Source organism: Nitrospirota bacterium, assembly GCA_016212215.1.
Taxonomy (GTDB): Bacteria; Nitrospirota; 9FT-COMBO-42-15; order HDB-SIOI813; family HDB-SIOI813; genus JACRGV01.
The window spans coordinates 1-22,150 of sequence record JACRGV010000061.1 but is presented as its reverse complement, the minus strand read 5'-3'; the positions used below and the strand labels follow the sequence as shown (position 1 = coordinate 22,150).

Sequence of the window (22,150 nt, the reverse complement as noted above, 5' to 3'; positions counted from 1 at the left end):
CGGATGAACTTTCATGAGCGGGGCGCTCACAAAGGGAAATGAAAATAGTAAACAGTAAGCAGTGAGCAGTAAACAGGAAAGGCAGTCTTTATCTGCTAACTGCTTACCGCTTACTGCTTACTTGGGGTCATTTTCGGATGACGACAAGTCTATGATAATTCAGGTCGAGTGCTATTCCGGTTACATGGGAGAAGAAACTCCGCGGCGACTTATTCTTGGAGTGCGGGTGATTGAAGTCGCTGAAGTCCTCGACCGGTGGCTTGCCACTGACCACCGTTACTTCAAGGTTCGGGGAGACGATGGTTCTATGTACATCCTGAGACACGATATGACATCCTTTGACTGGGAACTTATACTATTTGAAGATAAATAAGAGCGTTATAGACTCCGCTTCCATTCCTTTCCTGACATCTACACAGCATCTATTGACAGCGGATTCTTATGACGCGGCTAAACTGAATAAGCAAAGTCATTGTAGGTCATCAAGGTAAGGACTGTAGATAGCCGCACACGTTGGTCAAATAATTTCGGGAATATCTTAATAATGAATTTTGTTCTATCCGGTTTTTTATAACCAATCAATGTAAATAATCTTGCCGCAAAAAGCACACGGAATTTGAATCGGATGGGGTCCACTTTATTGGAATGACTCCAGAAATCCAAACCCCAGTAATATTGAAGGTTGCTGTAAATGCTTTCAAAAGAATAGACTTCTCTTATAACCTTTTTATAACCCTCTGTCAGCTCTTCAGGACTCATCAGTGCAGGTTTAAACACAACATGCCGGGCGTCATACCTGCTCCAGTCTTTGTGTAATATGCGTCCCTCGGCATCCATGCGTTTGTGTAACTCCGTTCCCGGAAAGGGAGTAAGGATATTGATCAGAGGCATTAGGAGCCTTGCCTCTTTGATAAAATGGATGAGTTCATCAAAGGCCGACAGATCATCAAAGTCACTGCCAAGGATAAAGGATCCATGAACAAGGATGCCGAATGATTGTATCTTCTTAATAGCATCCAGGTAATTGAATCTAAGGTTTATTTTTTTGTTCATACGTGTCAGGTTTTGTGATGAGACCGATTCGAGGCCAATCAGAATCGAACCGCATCCGCTATCTTTCATTAACCTCAGGAGGTCATCGTCTTGTGAGATATTAATTGATGCCTGGCATGACCAGTTTAATTTGTATGTTTGAAGCGCCCTGAATAGTTCAATGGCATACTTCTTATTGGCAATGATATTGTCGTCGGCAAAGAAAATAGACTTTTTCTTGAATTGTGCATCTGTCCCATGAATATCCCTAAGCTCCCTTAAAACAATGTCAATCGGTTTGTTCCTGATCTTCTGGCCGTCAAAGGCATAGACTGAGCAGAATTCACAGGAATAGGGACACCCTTTTGTTGTTTGCACAATGTCGGCTAAATAACGATTCCGGGACATAAGAGATCGGACAGCCCCTGATGAAGAAGCGAGACCGGCATAACCATCTGCCTTATATATCTTTCTGAGTATGCCATTCTGGACATCCTGCAGAAGTTCCGGCCAGATGCCTTCAGCCTCACCGACAACAACTGCATCAGCATGTTCAATGGCCTCGTCCGGGCAAAAGGAGGGATGAATCCCCCCCAGTACTGTTTTGATACCTCTTTTTCTGAAATTATCCGCTATTTCATACGCCCTCGGTGCAAACATAGTCCTGACACTAATCCCGACAAGGGCCGCATCCCAATTATAGTCAATATCTTCTATGTTCTCATCAAACACACGTATATCATGTCCTGGCGGGGTCAGCGATACCAGTGTCGGTATAGCTAAAAGGTATGAAAAATATTTTCTGGAAAACAGGAAAGACGATACGAACTTTAAGTCGTAAAAACTTGGTTCATTTTCCAATCCGTTTCTGGGAATAATAAGTGCAATCTTCATGACGCTGACCTGAATGCTAACACAAACCTTCCCGATATATCAACTCACACCTCTTTTTCAAACAAGCTATATTTAGGAAAGCTATATCTCTATTGACAGCAAAATCTCATCCTGATACTTTATTCTCAGGAAAATTAACTATCAATACCATCTTTTCAGTGAAGGAGTTTCCTATGCCTGAAGCAGGTCTCGATGTCGTTGGTTATTGGACTGAGATAAAGCTGAGTATCCTCCGTGATTACTCGGATGCCTATGCTTCAATTCTCAGCCAACAGAGGCATATCAACCATTATTCCTACATAGATGGATTTGCCGGTATCGGTATGCACATTTCCAAAACTTCTGGCCAGGAAATCGAAGGAAGTCCATCAATTGCACTTAATCTACAGCCGGGTTTTTCCCACTATCACTTTATTGACCTCCATAGGAAACGAGCTGATAGTCTTCAGAAACTTGCTGCAGGGCGATCCGATGTGACAGTTTATCATGGCGATTGTAACTCTATTCTGCTGGATCAAGTTTTTCCACAGTGCCGCTATGAAGACTATCACAGGGCGCTTTGTCTTCTTGATCCTTACAAACTAAATCCAAATTGGAATGTAGTTCAGACCGCTGGGCAGATGAGGAGTATAGAGATCTTTCTTAATTTCATGATTATGGATGCCAACATGAACGTCTTTTTGCATAACCGGGGCAAAGTGGCTGCCGCACAGATCGAGCGGATGCGGTCATTTTGGGGTGACGACTCATGGGAGCAAGCTGGATACACCACTGAGCCTGGTCTATTCGGCGACATAGAGAGTAAGGCTTCTAATGAAGATATTGTGAAGGCATACAGAAAACGACTCCAGGAGGTTGCTGGATTCAAGTACGTTCCTGAACCATTGCCCATGAGAAACAGCAATGGAGCGGTGATCTATTATCTATTCTTTGCATCTCACAATAGTACTGGCGACAAAATTGCCCGGTCTATTTTCAAAAAGTATAAAGATAAGGGGATTATTCATGGCCGCTAACTCAGCGATAGAGTGGACCGGGTCCACATGGAACCCGGCTACGGGTTGTACAAAGATCAGCACAGGCTGCAAGCACTGTTATGCTGAACGACTGGCAAAGAGACTCAACGCCATGGGGCAGCCAAACTATGCGAATGGTTTTCACCTGACCCTCCATGATCACGCCCTTGAACTACCGCTCACCTGGAAGACGCCCCAAATGATCTTCGTAAACTCCATGAGCGACCTTTTCCACGAGGATATCCCTATCCAGTTTATTCAGAAGGTCTTCGATGTGATGAATCGAGCCAACTGGCATACTTACCAGATTCTTACAAAGAGGTCGGAAAGGCTGCTCGAACTGGACAGTCAATTGCTATGGGCGTCAAACATCTGGATGGGGGTCAGTGTAGAACGTCAGGATTACACTTTCCGTATTGAGCATCTTCGGGAAACCCGCTCGAATATCAAATTCCTGTCGCTTGAACCACTCCTGGGACCATTGCCAGACCTGAACCTGAGGAGTATCAACTGGGTAATCGTGGGAGGCGAGTCGGGACATCGAGCCAGACTTATGGATCCGAAATGGGTACTGGATATTCGTGACCAGTGCGAAACGTCAAAGGTCCCTTTTTTCTTTAAGCAGTGGGGAGGGGTAAACAAGAAAAAGACAGGCCGAGTGCTTGAAGGCAGGACATGGGATCAAATGCCCAGGCGTTTGCTGGTGGGTGTTGAATAATAATAAGGAAAAGAAACTTTCTGAGAAACAGGGACTGAGAGAAACAGGGACAGAATTATTTTCAATTTTCATATAAAACAAATATGCTCCCTTTGTCCCGATAACATCTAATTTGAGCCGACAGGGTTGACGCTGCCGCCTTACCCAGCCGCGTAAGCATATTGTTAGGGTGAGATATAATGCACGGAGGAAACGAGATTGTACCGGAGAGATAATGCTTTGTTTTGTGAAGGGGATCTTGACGCTACATTGAGGAATCAGTTTGACAAGATTTCAGCTAAGATTGATGCAATTCCCAAGGATCAGCTCATGGCGACACCGGAAGACGATTTGGTCGAATATGTTTATGCCCAACTTGAGGTCGAACCAATCTTACTCCACGAAGAATCAATGGAGATGGAGCAGCACGAAACAAAGGTTGACGTAAGCCATTATCCCTACAGAAACCCCTTCGGGGACAGAGGGCCAATATATGTTTCAGGGATTCGTGTTGTGGTGAGTATTCCATATACAGGCGATCCAAATCTCTGGAAGTTAAAACCCAATCGGTGGCAATCTGTATTTCCAATGGCGGATGTAAGACAACCGGCCAATGATGGGATAGGTCATCTGGATATTGTTATTGAACAGCCAACGGATGCAGCTCCCGAGAAAATAAAGCAGCAACTCGATAGTGAGATAAAATGCATTAGATTCTATCTTGAATCTCAGAAGACACAGGTTGAGCAGTTTAACACAACAGCCCCTGAAAACATCAGACGCTCAATTCACGCAAGAAAGGAGCGACTGAAAACACACGATGGTATAGTTGATCTCTTAGGAATTCCTCTAAAGCTACGTGGAGGTGTCCCATCTATTGAATTGATTCCAATTAAAAGAAAATTGGCTAAGCCGCTGCCACCACATCCAAAATCTGGATTCAAACCAGAACCAGGGATCACAAATGAAGACTTTGAACATATTCTGTCTGTGATTCGCCACGAGGGTCGCACGTTCGAGACTACGCCGAAAACATATGCCGTGCATGATGAGGAAGAATTGCGAGATATTATGCTTGCTCACCTGAACGGGCATTATGAAGGTGAGGCAACTGGGGAAACATTTCGGCGAGTCGGCAAAACTGATATTCGTATTGAAGACCAAAGCCGCGCCGCCTTTGTTGCGGAGTGCAAGGTGTGGCATGGCCATAAAGAATTAACCTTAGCTGTTAATCAATTGCTGAGTTATCTCACATGGCGTGACTGCAAGGCAGCTATCGTTATTTTTAATAAACATAATGCAAAGTTTACAGAGTTGCTTACTAAGGTACCCGAAACATTTCGGGAACATCCAAAATTTAAGAAAGACCTTGGGCAGAAAGGTGATGGGGAATGGCGTTTTGTACTCACCTCAAACGAAGACGAACTCCGGCAAATAATTGTTAATGTATTCGTATTTAATATATATGTTGCCTAACAAGTAGCTTGTGCTATTGGGTGACTCGTGGCATAAATGCTTGCTTGATTGTAGTTAGATAGCTGAGGTATCCTCAACTCGTGTGTGAGTGGATGCCTAAAGAACGTTGAGGAGATTCATGGCTCGACTGACGGAACAGGAAAAGCAGGAGATTATGCGTTATCTGGAGGCAGATAAGCCGCTGCCGGACTATTATCGCTTTCTGCTGTTTGAGGAGAAGCGGGAAGTTGAGCTGGTCTGGAACGGTAAGACCAACGAGGTCTGTAATATCGTTCTGCCATTTCAGACCATCGAGCAGGTGGATGAACCGCGCTCGGAAAAGGAACTGAGACTCCAGCCGGATCTGTTTGATGTTTCTTCGGGGCGTCAGCTCAAAGGCTGGACCAATAAACTCATCTGGGGCGATAACAAGTTGATCCTTTCAAGCCTCAAGAACGGGCCGCTGGGGGAGGAGATTGAAAAGCAGGGCGGCATCAAGCTGATTTACATTGACCCGCCATTTGACGTGGGTGCGGATTTCTCTATGGACATAGAGATTGGCGGCGACACCTTCACCAAGAAACCGAACATGCTGGAGGAACTGGCCTACAGGGATACATGGGGCAAGGGTGCGGACTCCTTTATCGCCATGATCTACGAGCGGCTGGTGCTGATGCGGGATTTACTCTTCGAGGATGGCTCTATCTTTGTGCATTGCGACTACAGAGTCACTGCATATATAAGATTGATTTTGGATGAAATTTTCGGAAAGAGTAATCATAGAAATGAAATTACTTGGAGGCGTGCCAACGCACATAATGATCCCGGTCGGTGCGGCATAATAACTGATACTATTCATTACTATGTGAAAGCTGAAGCACCAATATGGAATCCAGTTCACGTTCCTTATTCTCAAGAATATTTAGACTCTCATTGGAAAAAGAAGGATGAAAACGGTAAGCTTTTCCGACTAATTCCACTGGATGCACCTAAACATGGAGATGGCGGAAATCTTATTTATGAGTGGAAGGGGAAATGGCCGGCGAAATCAAGAACGTGGGCCTATGTTAAGGCAAAAATGGAGGAGTTTGAACGTGCGGGGAAAATTGCCTATACCAAAACTGGAACACCATGTTTGAAAAGATATGTTGATGAAACTCTTGGGCTTCCAATTCAAAACCTGTGGGATGATATTCCTCCTGTTAACCCGATGGCTATTGAACGGCTGGGCTACGGCACACAAAAGCCCGAAGCCCTGCTCGAACGTATCATCCAAGCCTCTTCCAACGAAGGCGACCTTGTCGCTGATTTCTTCTGCGGCTCCGGTACCACTGCTGCCGTAGCGGAAAAATTGGGGCGTAAGTGGATCGTTACCGACTTAGGCAAGTTTGCCATCCACACCACACGCAAGCGCATGATCGGTGTGCAGCGGGAACTCAAGAAAGAGGGTATGTCTTACCGCGCCTTTGAAATCCTGAACCTCGGCAAGTATGAACGTCAGCACTACATCGGCGTCAACCCGAACCTGCGGGAAGAGGAAAAGCGAAAACAACTTGAGGAAAAGGAGAGGGACTTCCTTGACCTGATCCTGCGAGCTTATCGGGCTGAGAAGATTGAGGGCTTTCGCACCTTCCACGGCAAGAAGGCAGGGCGGCTGGTGGCAGTGGGTCCAGTCAATCTGCCGGTGACGCGCCTGTTTGTGGAAGAGGTCATCTTAGAGTGCCGGCAGAAGCACATCACGAAGGTGGACATCCTTGCCTTTGAGTTCGAGATGGGGTTGTTTCCCAACGTACTGGATGAGGCCAGGGCCAAGGGCATTGATATAGCGCCCAAATACATTCCCGCAGAAGTGTTCGACAAACGGGCGGTTGAAAAGAATCAGGTTGTATTCCATAATGTGTCTTTTATAGAGGTTAAGCCGCATTTCACCCCCCTTTCGTCCCCCCTTGCAAAGGGGGGAATGAGGGGGGTGGCTGTCGAATTAACCGATTTCTCGGTCTTCTATTCTCAGGATTCTATCGCTGCCGCTGAAGCTGCCCTGAAAGACAAGGGGAACAAGATCGTCGTTGAAGAAGGCCAGATCGTGAAGGTCAGCAAGGATAAGGACGGCATCATCAGCCGTGAGGTACTCACTCAGCACTGGACAGATTGGGTGGATTACTGGGCAGTGGATTTCAATTTTGAGAGCAAGCGGGAGATCATTAGCGTCCCGATAAATCCCTCCCAACCCCCCTTTGTCAAAGGGGGGAGTGAGGGAGGATTTGAAGAGGTCTGGACCGGGGATTATGTATTTGAGAACGAGTGGCAGTCCTTCCGCACAAGAAAAGACCGCTCACTGGAATTGCGAAGTATTTTCCATGAATGCATACCTGGGCGGCGCAAAATTGCAGTGAAGGTGGTGGACATTTTTGGGAATGATACCATGAAGATTATTGAAGTGAATGTATAATGCAATATGACTACGATTAAAGAATTTGATACATGGCTGAAACGGCCTGAAGATATGACTCTGGAATTTAAAACCGCCAGAAACAGCTTTAGCAGGGAGAGGGATCTTCCGGATTATTGTGCTGCATTGGCCAATGAGGGCGGAGGGAGGCTGATTCTTGGAGTGAATGACAATCGGGAAGTTGTAGGAACAAAGGCGTTTGAAGGAACCTACAATAAACTTTCCAATGAGCTGCTCTCTAATATCAGAATCAGGATTGATGTGGAGGAGTTAATTCACCCGAAGGGACGCGTATTGATTTTTCATGTACCGCCTCGCCCATCCGGTCAGGCAATCCGTTCAACAGGGAATTACCATTACCCTATGCGGGCAGGTGAGTCACTGGTTGAAATGGACCAGATGACATTAAAAAGGATTCTCAATGAATCTGACCCTGATATGTCCAGCCGGATTGTTGAAGGATTGACTTTGAAAGACATGGATGAATCAGCCATGGAGAACTTTAAAAAACGATGGGCTGAAAAGGCTAATCGTAAGGATTATCTCTCTTTTTCAAATGATAAGACCTTACGTGCTGTTGGTTTGTTTACAGATAAGGGCATTAGCTATGCGGCACTAATACTGTTTGGCAAGAAGGAAAAGATTGATGAGTTTTTGCCGTGCAGTGAGATTATCTATGAATGGCGGCAGGATGTAAAAAAGACTGCCCACGATTTTCGTAAGAATTGGCGTGAGCCCTTTTTCAAGATTTGTGATGAAATATGGGAGACCATCAACGCAAGGAACATCCGGACTCCCTTTCAGGAGGGACTCTTTCAGCGGGAGATTTTTGCCTTCAGCGAAAAACCTGTTCGTGAGGCCGTCCTCAATGCTGTAGCTCACAGAGACTATACCATCAGTAGCCAGTCTATTTTTATAAATGCCTCACCGGAAGTGTTTGTCATTGAGAGTCCTGGCGGGTTTCCACCTGGCATCACAATTGATAATATACTTTACAGGAGATATTGGCGAAACCGTTGTATTGCGGAGACACTTGAGAAAGCCGGGTTGGTTGAACGCTCCGGACAGGGAATGGATGATATATTTGAACACACAATTAAGGAAGGAAAAGGGCTGCCTGACCTGACAAAAAGTGATGCATTTTCTGTTTGCCTACGGATCCCTGCACAGGTTAAGGACAAGAGTTTTATTTTATTTTTAGAGAAAATTATTAATTCAAGACAGATTCTCTTAACGTTTGATGAGATTTATGAATTGGAAAAGATACGGGAAAAACAGCCTGTATCAGAGGTAGAGAATAGGAAAAAATTTTTGGACATGGGTATAATCGAACAGGTAGGGAAAACAAGGGGAGCTAAATACATCCTTTCCCATACTTATTATGCCCACGAAGGGAAGGTGGGTATTCATACCAAGTTGACCGGACTATTACGGGAAAAGAATAAAGAACTTATTATAAAACATTTAGGGAAAAATAAAGGGTATCTTCACGATTTACAGCTTGCCTTTCAGGAATTGAAGCCTCAGGATATATCAAATCTACTGCAGGAGCTTAAGCGTGAAAGAAAGATAAGGTTTGTAGGACCGCGAAGAACAGGATATTGGACACTTGCTAATTAAATATAAATTAAATTTAAAATAGTCTATACAAGTTTAAATACTTTTAAATATCAAATGGTTAAGTGTTTTAGATTTAAATATAAATTAAATTTAAAATTTGTTTTAAAGCTATAAACTATGGCACTACATCCTAAATTTTCTGAATCACCTCATGAAATACTCCTCCCTGAGCATCGCTGGTTTCCGGCGGATGAGGCGCTCCGTGCATCGAGCTTTGAAAAGCTCTTGCCGCCGCTGGTACCGGAACTGAGAAAACATGTGAAGGTATGGCGTGATAAGGGTTATGCGAAGGCTTCCGACACCAGCCGGAGCCTCCTTAACTGGTGGTTCAATACCCCGCACCTGCTTCCGCAGGCCGATGGCATCATGACGGAGTTCCAGTATTATTTTGCCCAGCGGGAGGCCGTGGAGACGATCATCTATCTCTACGAAGTGGTGGGTGTGAAGGATAAATATGACCTGATGCGATTTGATAGTTCCGGTGCTGTCTCGACAGGAATGTTCGATGAGACGTGGCGGCGCTTCGTGGTAAAGATGGCTACCGGCACGGGCAAGACCAAGGTAATGAGTCTGGTGCTGGCCTGGAGTTATTTTCATAAACTGTATGAGCCGGAATCGGAACTGGCACGTAACTTTTTGGTGATCACCCCGAATATCATAGTGCTTGACCGCATCTACCGGGACTTCAGCGGTCTGCGCATCTTTTTTGCAGACCCGGTATTACCGGATGAGGGTGTAGACGGACGCAACTGGCGGGATGATTTTCAGCTTACCCTGCACCTTCAGGATGAGGTTCGCATCACACGGCCCACGGGGAATATTTTTCTTACTAACATCCACCGTGTCTATGCCGGTGATGATATTCCTCCCTCATCGGATGATGAAAACACCATGGACTATTTCCTGGGTAAGCGCCCCACCGGGGCGACCACCGATTCAAAGGTGGACTTGGGTATGATTGTGCGGGACATTGATGAACTGGTGGTCCTAAACGATGAGGCGCATCATATCCATGACAACCGCTTAGCCTGGTTTAAGTCCATAGAGGACATCCACAACCGCCTGAAGCAGAAGGGGGACGCACTGTCCCTGCAGGTGGACGTGACAGCCACGCCCAGGCATAACAACGGGGCGATCTTTGTGCAGACAGTGGCTGATTACCCGCTGGTGGAGGCCATCTCGCAAAACGTGGTTAAGCATCCGGTGTTGCCTGATGCTCCCAGCCGTGCAAAGCTGGTTGAACGTCAGAGCGCAAAGTATACCGAGAAGCATGCTGATTATATCCACTTAGGCGTAGTCGAGTGGCGTAATGCCTATGCAGAGCATGAGAAGTTAGGTAAGAAGGCAATCCTTTTCATCATGACCGACGATACGAGGAACTGCGACGACGTGGCTGAGTATCTGGAGGGCACATACCCTGATTTGAAAAATGCTGTTCTGGTGATTCATACCAAGGACAACGGAGAGATTTCCGAATCGGCTACAGGCAAGAAGAAGGAGGCGCTGGAACTCCTGCGCAAACAGGCTAATGAGATTGACAGTATGGAAAGCCCATACAAGGCTATCGTCTCCGTGCTCATGCTCAAGGAGGGATGGGATGTGCGCAACGTCACCACTATTGTGGGCCTGCGTGCCTATTCGGCCAAGAGCAATATTCTCCCCGAGCAGACACTGGGGCGAGGTCTGCGAAAAATGTATCCCGGCGGCATAGAGGAATTTGTCAGCGTGGTGGGCACAGATGCCTTTATGGAGTTTGTGGAATCCATTCAGGCTGAGGGCGTGGTACTGGAACGTAAGCCGATGGGTGAGGGCACCCAACCCAAGACACCACTGGTGGTCGAGATTGATAAGGAGAATGAAAAGAAGGACATTGAGACGCTGGACATCGAAGTGCCGGTACTGAGCCCCCGCGTGTATCGAGAATATAAGAATCTTGTAAATCTGGATATGGGTACTTTTACTGATAACAAAGTGGCCTATCAACAGTTCAGCAAAGAGGAGCAACGGGAGATTGTCTTCAAGGACATTACAACCGGGGAGAAGACGCACACGACTATTCTGGATACGGCAGGTGTCGCTGACTTCCGAAGCGTCATCGGGTATTTTGCGCAGACCATCATGAAGGATTTGCGTTTAGTCAGCGGTTATGATGTGCTCTACGGAAAGGTTAAGGAGTTCGTACAAAAACAGTTGTTCGACCGCGAGGTTGATCTCAATGATCCGAACACCCTGCGTAACCTGTCGGAGCTATCCGCAACTAAGACATTAATCGAAACATTAAAGAAGGCAATCAACGCGCTGACCATTCAGGATAAAGGTGATGCTGAGATTAGGGATACCATCAAGTTGAGACAGACACGCCCCTTTGTGGCAAAGGACCAGGGGTATCTGATCCCGAAAAAAAGTGTATTCAACAAGATCATCGGGGATAGTCATTTTGAACTGTTGTTTGCACAATTTCTGGAAGGTTGTGATGATGTGGTCTCCTTTGCCAAGAACTATCTTGCTGTTCATTTCAAACTGGATTATGTAAACACGGACGGCGACATTTCCAATTACTACCCGGATTTTCTGGTCAAGGTATCAGATAGAGAGGTTTACATTGTCGAGACCAAGGGACAGGAAGATATGGACGTACCGTTGAAGATGGAACGGCTGCGGCAGTGGTGTGAAGACATCAATAAAGTGCAAGCAGACGTGAGGTATGATTTTGTTTACGTAGATGAGGAGGGCTTTAATAAATACAGACCCGCATCTTTCAGTGAACTGGTTGGGAGCTTTACAGAATATAAGTAGAAAAACATCAAACTTATTAATTCCATTCTTTATAACCCGTTTTACCCCCCTTTCAAACCCTTTACTTTTGTATTTTCTTGAGTTAACATATAGCACATTTATCAAGGGTCTGTCATGAAATAACTTGTGCATAAATGTATAGGTTATTTATGACAGACCCTAAGAAAGGAGAATTTCAGGGATGAATTTATGTTCTAAGTGTAAACATTCATCAAACTGTCTTGTTCCAACGGAGTTAGATACATCTGCAGAACTGGAGTCGCTCGATGAGGGGCTTGAGGAATTACGTGAGATACAGGAAGATGAAGAAAATGATTCTGTCTTTGTTCCTGAAGACGTTGTCTTTGAGGTAATAGTTATGGAATGTGCAGACTTTGAAGAAGAGTCTTTTCATTGATTTTTAGAGAGGGTACTAAATGGAGCTTGCTGCAGATATTCTTAAAGAAAAGCTGTCAAAACGGGTACTATCGAATAAGACCACAAGAGAGGGTATGCTTGCCTGTTTTATTGTAACTATGATGAATTACCTCTCTGCAAAAGGTAAGAAACCCTCAGAGGATGATGTCAGAAGGACAATTTACGATTATGCCGGTGAAGCGTTCAACTCTATTAATGTTGATTTTGAGTTTCCTAATCTTGATGACCTGAAACAGGTCAAAAGCATAATAGAGGAGAAGATAGATGTCACTTCAATAAAAGAAGCCTCCCCCGAAATATTCGATGAACACGAGAGGATTTGCAGTATCCTGTTTTCTAAATATGAGGGATAGGCTGGCTGTTTAAAACAAACTGTTAATTTATGGATCCTGTTACACATGGTTTAGCAGGCATTGTAATAGCGAGGGCCGGCTTTTCCAATAGTCTTAAAAAATTGGGTCCAGTTACCGGTTTGCTTACAGCATTATCTCCTGATTCTGATATTCTCCTCAGGTATTTTGGTGAAGAAGTTTTTCTTCGCTACCACAGGGGAATTACACATTCCTTAATATTACTTCCGGTATACAGCCTTATTCTGGCATTCATCTTCCAACGGGTCTTCAGAAAAAAAGAGGGGTATATATTTTTTTACCTCTTATGTTTTCTATCCCTGTTAAGTCATATAATATTAGACCTTATGACATCTTTCGGCACGATGGCATTCAGCCCCTGGACAGATAAACGCATGTCATGGGACCTTATTTTCATTATTGACCCATGGTTTACCGGTGCGATGCTCATCCCGCTTCTTATTGCTTTTTATTTTAAAAATTATAAAAGAGAACTTGCCATTTTATCTATCGGACTTGTTATAGGTTATACAGGTCTTTGCATGTTTAATCATCACAAAGCCGTTACTGCGGCGGAAATGCTATTCAAAGAAAAAGGCCGGGATGTCCTTACCCATTATACAATTGCAGCAATACCACAACCCTTCTCACCTTTTAAATGGCAGGTATTGATAGACACCGGAGACTCCCTTTATCAGAGCTTTATAAATGAAAATAATACCTCAGGAGGAAATATCCTTAAAAATATGGTGTGGAAGAAATGGCCCGATTCTCCTTATGTTGAGAAGGCCCTTAAACAGTCAGGCGTAAGGTTTTATTTGTGGTTTGCAAGATTTCCTGTTGTTATGGAAAGGATAGCGGTAAATGGGAATCATCTTGTAGAGTTTGTAGACCTGAGGTTTGATATGCAGATGGGAAGGGTACCTTTTACTTATATAGTGGAATTTAATAATGAAGGTGTAGTATTATTGGAGAAATTTACAACAATTAACCTGAATAACGAAATGTTATGATCCATTAAATATGGCAGAAGATAGTTTAATTTTAACAGATGATTTTGTCCTGAATGCATTCAGGATTCCAAAGAATATTCAACCCAAGATTTGGAAGTGTGTAATATTGCTGCTTAAGAATGACCGTCACCCGTCACTTCAGGTAAAACAATTGAAGACAGGCAGAAAGGGTATCATGGAATGTAGGGTGGATGAGACATACAGAGTGATATTTGAATCCTCGGACAGCGGCCCTCTCAGGCTATGGTATATTGGTCATCATGATGAGGCACTGCAGTACGGCTCCAAGATTACAGAACTCGCTCCAAAAGAGAGGCATCCTGAGGTATATCATGATAAGTTACTACATGAGATTGATTTATAAAAAATATGATCTTTAATGCGTTCGATACAGTTGCATTAGGCTTCTTTATATTCTGCACACTATTTTATCATATTTTTTATTACTACAGAGTAGCAAGACTGCCTAAGAACATATTTAAAGGGAAGATAAACATTATAAGAAGAACATGGGTTGAGAACATGCTTAATCCCGGTAATGCTATTGTAGCGGTTCAGACACTCCGGAATATCCACATGGCCGCCTCATTCCTTGCGTCATCAAGTATCGTGTTTATCGGCAGTATACTCTATCTCGTATTTAACATAGAACAGACAGCGGGGATAGTCAGGGGCAGGGGGACAATCACAATTGATGATTATATTATATTTATTAAACTTAGTGCACTTATTGTAATGTTTCTGCTCTCGCTGTTAAATTTCTCTTTATGCATACGTCTCCTGAACTATCTAGTTATCCTGATAGGGGCATCTCCTGCTACAATTGAAGACACAATGGGGATGAGCGCGGTTGACTATATCCATAAGATGTTCTCAACAGCAGGAATACACTACACCTTCGGAATAAGAGGATTTTATTACACCATCCCCCTGATGGCATGGTTTCTGGGGCCGTGGCTTTTTTTCGCGCTTACGATACTTGTACTGCTTCTATGCCTAAAGCTTGATTACGGTAAGTAGTTGACGCTGAAAATGCGGCAGATGAATCTATAAACCTAAAAAAGTATTTGACCACGAATTATTTTATGACAGACCCTTAGCATGATAAATCGGTTTTGATAATGCAGGCTGACAATAACAAGGAGGTGACTTATGCCGGAAATCACTTTTAAGGATTTATCATTAAAAGATTTTGACCTCACTAAACGGGCAAATGATTTGAGGGTGGCCTATTTTAAGGCGATGCCGGAGATTTGTACTGAGCGGCCGCATCTTGTAACACAGTTTAGTCTGCAGGAGGGCCTTTTTAAGCGGCCCAAGATAAGCATACTTGATAAGGCAAGGCTGTACCGCTATGTCTTGTCTAATCGCAAGGCCATCGTATGGAACAACAAGAGTTTCAAGAAGGGGATGATACCTTTTGAGTTTAATGATAATTCATTGTTTGCAGGTTCTACTACAACTAAGTTCAAGGGTGTGCCGCTTTATCCTGAGTTTCTTGCCCTGGCCTTGTGGCCTGAGTTATGGACTATTACAAAACGGGCTAATAATCCCTTTTATATCAGTGAGGACGATGCAAAGGAGCTTAACTACAATATCTTTCCATACTGGATGGAAAACAACATCTCAGAACTTGCAAGGAAACGGATGTTTGAGGAGAACCGTACAAAATTAAAGATTGATAAATATGCACCGGAGATGAAGCTCCTGGAACGCATTGTATTTTTTCTGGCCAGTAAACCGAACTGTATTTCTCACACAATACCGGATTTTTCAAGGGCAATCAATGAGGGGCTTAGGGCAGTAATTGATGATGCCAAAGACAGGGGCAGTAAGACTTCTGATACCTCGCAGAAGGAGTTTTATAAGGCCATTTCAGAGGTGCTTGAAGGGATTATTGCATATTCCAGAAACCTTGCAAATAAGGCAAAGGAGATGGCTGCTGTTGAGACTGACCGCACGCGGAAGAATGAACTCCTCAACATATACGAGGTAAATAGTCATGTGCCGGAGTATCCTGCAAGGACATTCCGTGAGGGGTTGACTACTATCTGGATCTGCTGGATAGCGTGTCACCTTGAAAATCCCAATGTGGGGCTGAGCCTTGGAAGGCTTGACCAGGTTCTCTATAACCTCTACAGGCATGATATTGATAATAATGTAATGACCATAGAACAGGCGATTGAATTAATCTCATGCCTCTGGATTAAGATAGGCGACCATGTCCCAACAATACCTGATGCAGGAGAACAGTTATTCGGCGGCACAGGTTCCAATCAGGCTATTACCATAGGCGGAGTTGATAAAGAGGGTAAGGATGCGGTAAATGACCTGACTTATGTAATGTTGAGGGCAACTGAACTTATGATGCTGCGTGACCCTAATCTTAATGCAAGGTATTACAATGGGATTAACTCTACTGAGTATCTGAAAAGGCTGTGTGAGGTGAATGTGACCACCCGTGCGACGCCGGCCATTCATAATGATAAAGCCGTGATCAGGGCGCTTACCGGTAAAGGTGATTCTATTGAGCATGCAAGGGATTATGGTGTTATCGGATGTGTTGAGCCGTGCAGTAATGGAAGGACTTATGGGCATACAGGTGCGATATTATTCAATCTGACATCTGTGCTTGAACTTACACTGTTTAACGGCAGGCACAGGCATACCGGGATGGATTTAATGATCAGCAAAGAGACAGGAAGTCCTGTGAACTTCACCTCATTCGAACAGTTTCAAAAGGCATTTGAAGAGCAGGCGCGCTGGCTTGTTACTCAGGCAACAAATCTGAATAACATTTTCGGCAAAGTGCATCAGGATTATTATCCGACGCCTATCCTGTCGGCATTGTTTGAAGGCCCGATGGAAAAAGGCAAAGATGTTATTCAGGGAGGTGCGGTAATAAATTCTTCAGGTGCAACTATTATCGGGCTTGCAGATGTGGCTGATTCACTGAGTGCAATACAGAAGGTGGTGTTTGAAGAAAAGTCCTTATCGTTTAAGGAGATGCTTGCAGCGATTGAGAATGATTTTAAAGGCTATGAGATATTGCAGAAAAGGCTTATGAACCCTGATAAGACGCCCAAATATGGTAATGACGATGATGCGGCTGATAAGAATGTGACATGGCTTATAACTACGCTTGATAAGGTATTTGGAGAGAAAGAGAATTACAGGGGAGGACGCTATCGTGTCGGCTACTGGACAATGACAAATCATGCAGGGTTCGGCAGGCTGATGAAGGCACTCCCAAGCGGACGCAAGGCACGTGAAAATTTCACAAGCGGGATTACACCGGTATCAAGTGTTACACCTGTTCTTACAAAGACTCTCAATTCAGTGGCAAAACAACCTGCTGAGTGTATCGCAAATGGGGCGGCGTTTAACCTCAAATACACACCTGAGACATCTACCACTGAAAAGCGGGATGTGATGTTGAAGAACTTTGCTGCCTCTGTAGAGGGATGCTTTGATTATGCAGGTACAGGGACAGGTGCTATGGAGATACAGTTTAATATCACAACGCATGATATGTTCGTTGATGCAGTCAAAAATCCTGACAAATATCCTGAACTGCTCGTTAGGGTCTCAGGCTATACGGCATACTTTAAAGACCTGAACCCGCAGATGCAGAAAGAGATTATAGACCGCACAGAGTACCTGCTTTCGAATGGGAATTATGTTTATTATGAACCGTTTCCGTTACAGAAGAAATGATATGGTATGTCTATTCCCCCCTCCCGATGTTTATATTCCCCCTCCCTTGACGGGAGGGGGTTAAGGGGAGGGTGGGCTATGGGTATTTTCGGATAAATTAAGGAGGTAACATTCATGGGCTTAAACTTAGATTTATGGTCAACAAAAATAAAAGACGAAATTTATGGTGAAGTCACTGATGAATTTCTTGAACTGCTTCTCAAGGGGATGGACCTTGCATTTTTCTTCTCAAGCGGCTACAGGAGAAACATAGACGGCTTCAAGGGAAGGTACCTTTTCAGGACCTCTGATAATAAGGTAGCCGCATCTGCCATATTTAAGGATGGTGATATGCAGGTCAGGGACTCTGCAATTGCAGACTGGGACGTAAGGGTAACCTTTAAAAATGCCAAGGCATTAAGAGATTTCATATTCTCCAAAAATCAGGACATCCTCAACTCCATACTCGCCAATGAGGTTGAAGTAGACGGCAACCTCAACTACATCTACAAATTCGGTTTCCTCGCAAGGGACTTAGGGAAAAGGCTTGGAGTGGCCTGAGCAGATGGAGAGGTAAGAAGCAAGAAGTTAGAAGTTAGATGCAAGACTTCCAATGAAAAGCCCCTTATTGAGGGATTAGTGGGATTCTCATAATTCCCTCCCCTTCAAGGGGAGGGTTAGGGTGGGGATGGGGTTCTTCAAACACCCGCATCAACAGACCCAAATGCACCAAATGCGGAGAATGTGTAATCGTGTGCCCAGGTCACGGACTCCGTTCTATCGGGCGTTACTATGAAGTAAAAGAACTAACTGAAATCCTGATGCGGGATATCTCCTTTTACCGCTATTCAGGAGGCGGCGTAACCCTCTCAGGCGGCGAATGTACAATGTATCCTGACTATCTTGAAGAATTACTCCATCAACTGAAGTCGAATAATATCCATACACTGCTTGAGACATCAGGCTATTTTGATTACAGTACATTTAAGAAAAAGATACTCCCTTATATAGATGTAATTTATTATGATGTAAAGATTGCTGATGAAGATGACCATAAGATGTTTATAGGGAAGTCTAATAGAATGATACTCGATAACCTGAGGCTTCTCATAAATGAGGAAGATGTTCAGGTTATTCCGAGAGTTCCCCTTATACCCGGCATTACTGCAACACAAAAAAATCTTTCAGACATTGTTAATCTTCTGCGTGGTATAGGCGCTGAAAATATATCACTCCTGCCTTACAACCCAATGGGAATGACAATGTATACATGCCTCGGAAGAGAGAGGCTGCCATTGCCGGATAGCTTCATGAAACCTGATGAGGAAGAAGAGTTGTATGAGATGTTCAGGGGAATTCTTAGAGGGGAGCAGGGAGCAGAAGTTAGAGGATAGAAGCAAGATGCAAGAAGTAAGACTAAATATGGGAATTCCCTCCCCTTCAAGCGGAGGGTACATTGTTTATTCCCCCTCCCTTGACGGGAGGGGGTTAGGGGGAGGGTGAGCTATGGAGATTTTCGGATGATACAAAGGAGAAACCAATGGTACAAATAGACATACCCGCAGCATTTATTGCAAGCCAATTATTTTTAGACCTTGGCAGAAGACTTATTAAGAAAGAGAGTGCAGGGGGCGGAGGGTATCCTGCCATATATTACAAATACCTCTTCCGCTCAGTCTTCTTTGCAGGCTTTGTCATTGCCCCTGCCGGCATCTACCTCCTGACAGGCTGGCCCGGCTGGGAACAATTATACTGGACGGAACTCGTAGAGCACCCGGTATACAATGTTTTTAATGCAATGCTCTACCCGCTGTTTATTATGGCAATAGTGCTTGGTGCTTATATTGGTCATGTCATAGGTTATCGCTGGCTTGTAACAGGAAAAGAGAAATATCTCAGACCAACATACATCGCAGTCCTCATAGCTGTCAGCATCATAGTCCTGTTAAACTATCCCGCCTTTACACTTGTAGGCACATATCAGGAATATCACTTCAACAGAGAAATCATGCAGGAGGCATGGAAGAATCCTCATAACTTTTCCACAGGCTGGCTCATAGTAATGGCATATTTTGCTATCTCCTTCCTATATATAGTCATTAAGATAAGAGGGGAACAAAGAGAGGGATAAATGGATCTCCTAAATATTCCCCTCCTTTACAAGGAGGGGTAAGGGGAGGTGATTTTCTAAATATATGTCAGCCTTATTCACATCAGGCAGGATTCCTATGTTTCAGAAGTCCTATCATCAAAGGGGGAGGTTCTATATACCGCCACAGAATCAAATCAACTAATGTTTTTAACCACAGAGGCACTGAGACACGTAGATTTTTTATTTATAAATCTCAAATCTTTTCTCTGTGCCTCTTGTGTCTCTGTGGTTAATTTTCATCCTCCTTTGTGAGCGCCCCATTCATGAAAGTTCATCCGAAAATGACCCCAAGTAAGCAGTAAGCGGTAAGCAGTTAGCAGATAAAGACTGCCTTTCCTGTTTACTGCTCACTGCTTACTGTTTACTATTTTCATTTCCCTTTGTGAGCGCCCCGCTCATGACGGTTCATCCGAAAATACCCCCCCATGCCCCCCCCTTAACAAGGGGGGGATTGGGGGGTGGTTTTCATCCCCCTTAGTGAGCCCCTCGCTTATGACCGTTTCTCAAGTCTCTCCAGCTTTTCCATCAGGGCCTTATTCTTTTCTTTAAGCTCATTTATCCTGAGCTCCCTTCCAATGGAAACATTTCTGAAACGCTCCAGTTCGTTAAGATGAGCCTTAAGCTCAGCTTCATTCTGTTTTTTCTCTGTTATGTCACGGAATATCTCCAGCTTTGAGACACTGCCGTCAGGGTTTCTTAAAGGCGTATCAATAAGGTCGTAGGTCCTGTTGTTTTTAGAGGAATGCCATTCCCACCTGACTGTTTTGCCGGAGAACACCTCCTGGTTAGGGCACCACGGACATACCTCAGTCCTGTCATGGAAATAGTCATAGCACTTCCGCCCTAAGTAGGGGCCGAAATCCTTTTCAAGGACAGGGTTAATGTATTCAACATCATAATCTTTGTTGACGATATAAATGCCGTCCACCATAGCATTGAAAACGCAGGTGAGCTTGTCCCTTTCATACTGAAGCTCCTTTGTCCTCTCTCTGACCCTTTCTTCAAGTACGGAATAGAATTCCTTCACCCTCTCGCCCATTACATTGAATTGATTGGCCAGTTGCTCAATCTCGTCCCCTGTTTTTATCACTACACGGTAGTCGAGGTCACCCTCTGCGATCCTGTCAGCCCCGTTGTGCAGCTCTTTTATTGGTCTTACGAATCTGTTGGAATAGAAAAAGGCGAAAGATATACCCCCTGCGGTTAAAGATACAAAGGCGGCGCCAATTATGAACCATGACCGCCACCATGCGGTTTTGAGAGTTTTTACGGCCTCAGTCAGTTCATTCATGTCTATCTCATGCCACCTCGCAAGCCTTATTGCAACGGGTTGACCCCATTTATAATCCATCTCTTCCATAAGCCTTTCTGCAACTTTACTGCCTACAGGCTCAGGTATGGCAAAAATCCTTAAAGATACCTCACTGATATTCTTCCACGATACACGTGCATCCCTCAGTATCTCCTCTTCCTCTTTAACCTCCCGGGGTATATAGAAATCCTGTTTCTCATGCAAGGCCATAAAGAACTCAATGTCTTTAAAAAAAACTTCAATCGTGCCTGCCTGCTGCTGAAATATGACTTCATATTTTCTATCACCGGTGATGATGTAATCATTTGCCGGCATCAACGCACTTTTTATAGCTTGATTGAGGTTGTGTACCTTACCCATCTCCACAGAGATTGTCTCAACCATTTTTTCGCTTTTGTAATAGGCAGTCTGGTTATAGATGACTATAATACCCACAATGGCCATAAGCAGGAAGATTATCACCAGTAAGGCTGTAAGCATCTTTTTACGAATACTGTAAGACATCTTTCATTCCTCCCAGACTGTGTTAGCGTGAGATGTTTTTTTGTATGATGAGTTGACCTTGAAAATGTATATTTTTTTGGTTTTATACAGAGATGAATGGATACTATGCTGCTTTTCTTAGTTGAGGATAGCAGTGTGATGTATTTATGTCAATGCTGTGTTAAAGGTGTCACCTCTCCCGATTAATGGGTTATATTATTCACTTATCCCTTTAATCACTTTATGCACGACTTTGTGATGTTTCTAATTCTGATACCTGCTATTATAACTCTTTTTTATCATATAATGGATCAGGAAAACTGAATAAGCTTTTATGTGACCATAGAATGAGAATGCATGGAAAATTGACATCATATTTTGAATGATGTAATGATGTAATGTGTAACTCAGGAGGCGCCCTTCATCATGGGCTTACCATAAGGGTCTGTCATAAAATAACCTATACATTTATGCATCTCACTTCCGGCCATCTTTGTGTGCTTATCAATCGCAACCCCTCAGCGTAGATTCAACTACGCCTTCGGGTTTGCTCAATCGGTCGCACTCAAACCTGGCCGAAATCTGAGCGCCTAAATGCACAAGTTATTTCATGACAGACCCTAAGCTCTTGTAACCCTTCAGTGAGGCGTGGGAACCCGGTCGTGGGGTAAGCCTCCTTTCCAATATTATGGGGGTTGTATGTACTATAGGTTTGATGGCGGTGAAGTCCCTGAAGGGAAGAGAAGTTTGAAGGGATCGAGGGTCATG

General features: G+C 44.1%; 18 protein-coding genes. 16 read left to right on the top strand and 2 right to left on the bottom strand.

The genetic code is table 11. From position 1 onward, the window contains the following. Positions 1-151: 151 nt before the first annotated feature. Positions 152-373, top strand: coding sequence for a hypothetical protein (locus HZA08_05540; protein MBI5192888.1), 222 nt, complete (start codon positions 152-154; stop codon positions 371-373). A 77-nt stretch (positions 374-450) separates the two neighbouring features. On the opposite strand, the gene HZA08_05535 is transcribed toward HZA08_05540, so the two are convergent. Continuing rightward, positions 451-1,926, bottom strand: coding sequence for a B12-binding domain-containing radical SAM protein (locus tag HZA08_05535; protein MBI5192887.1), 1,476 nt, complete (start codon positions 1,924-1,926; stop codon positions 451-453). Positions 1,927-2,018: 92 nt separating this feature from the next. Between HZA08_05535 and tcmP the strand changes: the two genes are divergently transcribed. The 15 genes from tcmP (at position 2,019) to HZA08_05460 (ending at position 19,566) form a co-directional block, all read left to right on the top strand. Further along, on the top strand, positions 2,019-2,942 hold the full coding sequence (gene tcmP, locus HZA08_05530) for a three-Cys-motif partner protein TcmP (GenBank protein ID MBI5192886.1): 924 nt from the start codon (positions 2,019-2,021) through the stop codon (positions 2,940-2,942). Then, positions 2,932-3,660 (top strand): phage Gp37/Gp68 family protein, encoded by a 729-nt coding sequence (locus HZA08_05525; GenBank protein ID MBI5192885.1) that lies wholly within the window; start codon positions 2,932-2,934, stop codon positions 3,658-3,660. The genes tcmP and HZA08_05525 overlap by 11 nt, the downstream gene beginning before the upstream one ends. Positions 3,661-3,858: 198 nt before the next feature. Next, complete coding sequence (locus HZA08_05520; GenBank protein MBI5192884.1) at positions 3,859-5,115, top strand: hypothetical protein; 1,257 nt, start codon at positions 3,859-3,861, stop codon at positions 5,113-5,115. 118 nt (positions 5,116-5,233) lie between these two features. Then, complete coding sequence (locus HZA08_05515; protein MBI5192883.1) at positions 5,234-7,543, top strand: site-specific DNA-methyltransferase; 2,310 nt, start codon at positions 5,234-5,236, stop codon at positions 7,541-7,543. 6 nt (positions 7,544-7,549) lie between these two features. After that, a complete protein-coding gene (locus HZA08_05510; protein ID MBI5192882.1) occupies positions 7,550-9,163 on the top strand; it encodes a putative DNA binding domain-containing protein in 1,614 nt (537 codons plus the stop codon). 117 nt (positions 9,164-9,280) lie between these two features. Further along, positions 9,281-11,959, top strand: coding sequence for a DEAD/DEAH box helicase family protein (locus HZA08_05505; protein ID MBI5192881.1), 2,679 nt, complete (start codon positions 9,281-9,283; stop codon positions 11,957-11,959). Positions 11,960-12,140: 181 nt separating this feature from the next. Beyond that, positions 12,141-12,356 carry a hypothetical protein gene (locus tag HZA08_05500; GenBank protein MBI5192880.1) on the top strand — a complete coding sequence of 72 codons (216 nt, stop codon included), beginning with the start codon at positions 12,141-12,143 and terminating at the stop codon, positions 12,354-12,356. Positions 12,357-12,375: 19 nt separating this feature from the next. Beyond that, positions 12,376-12,729 (top strand): hypothetical protein, encoded by a 354-nt coding sequence (locus tag HZA08_05495; GenBank protein MBI5192879.1) that lies wholly within the window; start codon positions 12,376-12,378, stop codon positions 12,727-12,729. 29 nt (positions 12,730-12,758) lie between these two features. Continuing rightward, the gene (locus HZA08_05490) at positions 12,759-13,739 is read left to right on the top strand and encodes a metal-dependent hydrolase (GenBank protein MBI5192878.1); all 981 of its coding nucleotides are present in this window, start codon (positions 12,759-12,761) and stop codon (positions 13,737-13,739) included. Between the two features lie 10 nt (positions 13,740-13,749). After that, entirely contained in the window at positions 13,750-14,103 is a 354-nt protein-coding gene (locus HZA08_05485; protein ID MBI5192877.1) for a hypothetical protein, read from the top strand. 5 nt (positions 14,104-14,108) lie between these two features. Further along, positions 14,109-14,759: a DUF599 domain-containing protein gene (locus HZA08_05480; GenBank protein MBI5192876.1), complete on the top strand. Its 651-nt coding sequence runs from the start codon at positions 14,109-14,111 to the stop codon at positions 14,757-14,759. A gap of 132 nt (positions 14,760-14,891) precedes the next feature. Beyond that, positions 14,892-17,456 carry a hypothetical protein gene (locus HZA08_05475; GenBank protein MBI5192875.1) on the top strand — a complete coding sequence of 855 codons (2,565 nt, stop codon included), beginning with the start codon at positions 14,892-14,894 and terminating at the stop codon, positions 17,454-17,456. Between the two features lie 114 nt (positions 17,457-17,570). Next, the gene (locus tag HZA08_05470; protein ID MBI5192874.1) at positions 17,571-17,996 is read left to right on the top strand and encodes a hypothetical protein; all 426 of its coding nucleotides are present in this window, start codon (positions 17,571-17,573) and stop codon (positions 17,994-17,996) included. Between the two features lie 74 nt (positions 17,997-18,070). Continuing rightward, complete coding sequence (locus tag HZA08_05465; GenBank protein ID MBI5192873.1) at positions 18,071-18,829, top strand: glycyl-radical enzyme activating protein; 759 nt, start codon at positions 18,071-18,073, stop codon at positions 18,827-18,829. 146 nt (positions 18,830-18,975) lie between these two features. Then, positions 18,976-19,566 (top strand): hypothetical protein, encoded by a 591-nt coding sequence (locus HZA08_05460; protein MBI5192872.1) that lies wholly within the window; start codon positions 18,976-18,978, stop codon positions 19,564-19,566. A 511-nt stretch (positions 19,567-20,077) separates the two neighbouring features. On the opposite strand, the gene HZA08_05455 is transcribed toward HZA08_05460, so the two are convergent. Further along, positions 20,078-21,403: a HAMP domain-containing protein gene (locus tag HZA08_05455; protein ID MBI5192871.1), complete on the bottom strand. Its 1,326-nt coding sequence runs from the start codon at positions 21,401-21,403 to the stop codon at positions 20,078-20,080. Positions 21,404-22,150: the final 747 nt, after the last annotated feature.

Coding starts and splice junctions, on each gene's coding strand:
- HZA08_05470 (MBI5192874.1), top strand. CDS start 17,571: ATGGGCTTAAACTTAGATTTATGGTCAACAAAAATAAAAGACGAAATT.
- HZA08_05510 (MBI5192882.1), top strand. CDS start 7,550: ATGACTACGATTAAAGAATTTGATACATGGCTGAAACGGCCTGAAGAT.
- HZA08_05455 (MBI5192871.1), bottom strand. CDS start 21,403: ATGTCTTACAGTATTCGTAAAAAGATGCTTACAGCCTTACTGGTGATA.
- HZA08_05475 (MBI5192875.1), top strand. CDS start 14,892: ATGCCGGAAATCACTTTTAAGGATTTATCATTAAAAGATTTTGACCTC.
- HZA08_05495 (MBI5192879.1), top strand. CDS start 12,376: ATGGAGCTTGCTGCAGATATTCTTAAAGAAAAGCTGTCAAAACGGGTA.
- HZA08_05480 (MBI5192876.1), top strand. CDS start 14,109: ATGATCTTTAATGCGTTCGATACAGTTGCATTAGGCTTCTTTATATTC.
- HZA08_05490 (MBI5192878.1), top strand. CDS start 12,759: ATGGATCCTGTTACACATGGTTTAGCAGGCATTGTAATAGCGAGGGCC.
- HZA08_05500 (MBI5192880.1), top strand. CDS start 12,141: ATGAATTTATGTTCTAAGTGTAAACATTCATCAAACTGTCTTGTTCCA.
- HZA08_05485 (MBI5192877.1), top strand. CDS start 13,750: ATGGCAGAAGATAGTTTAATTTTAACAGATGATTTTGTCCTGAATGCA.
- HZA08_05535 (MBI5192887.1), bottom strand. CDS start 1,926: ATGAAGATTGCACTTATTATTCCCAGAAACGGATTGGAAAATGAACCA.
- HZA08_05460 (MBI5192872.1), top strand. CDS start 18,976: ATGGTACAAATAGACATACCCGCAGCATTTATTGCAAGCCAATTATTT.
- HZA08_05525 (MBI5192885.1), top strand. CDS start 2,932: ATGGCCGCTAACTCAGCGATAGAGTGGACCGGGTCCACATGGAACCCG.
- HZA08_05505 (MBI5192881.1), top strand. CDS start 9,281: ATGGCACTACATCCTAAATTTTCTGAATCACCTCATGAAATACTCCTC.
- HZA08_05540 (MBI5192888.1), top strand. CDS start 152: ATGATAATTCAGGTCGAGTGCTATTCCGGTTACATGGGAGAAGAAACT.
- HZA08_05515 (MBI5192883.1), top strand. CDS start 5,234: ATGGCTCGACTGACGGAACAGGAAAAGCAGGAGATTATGCGTTATCTG.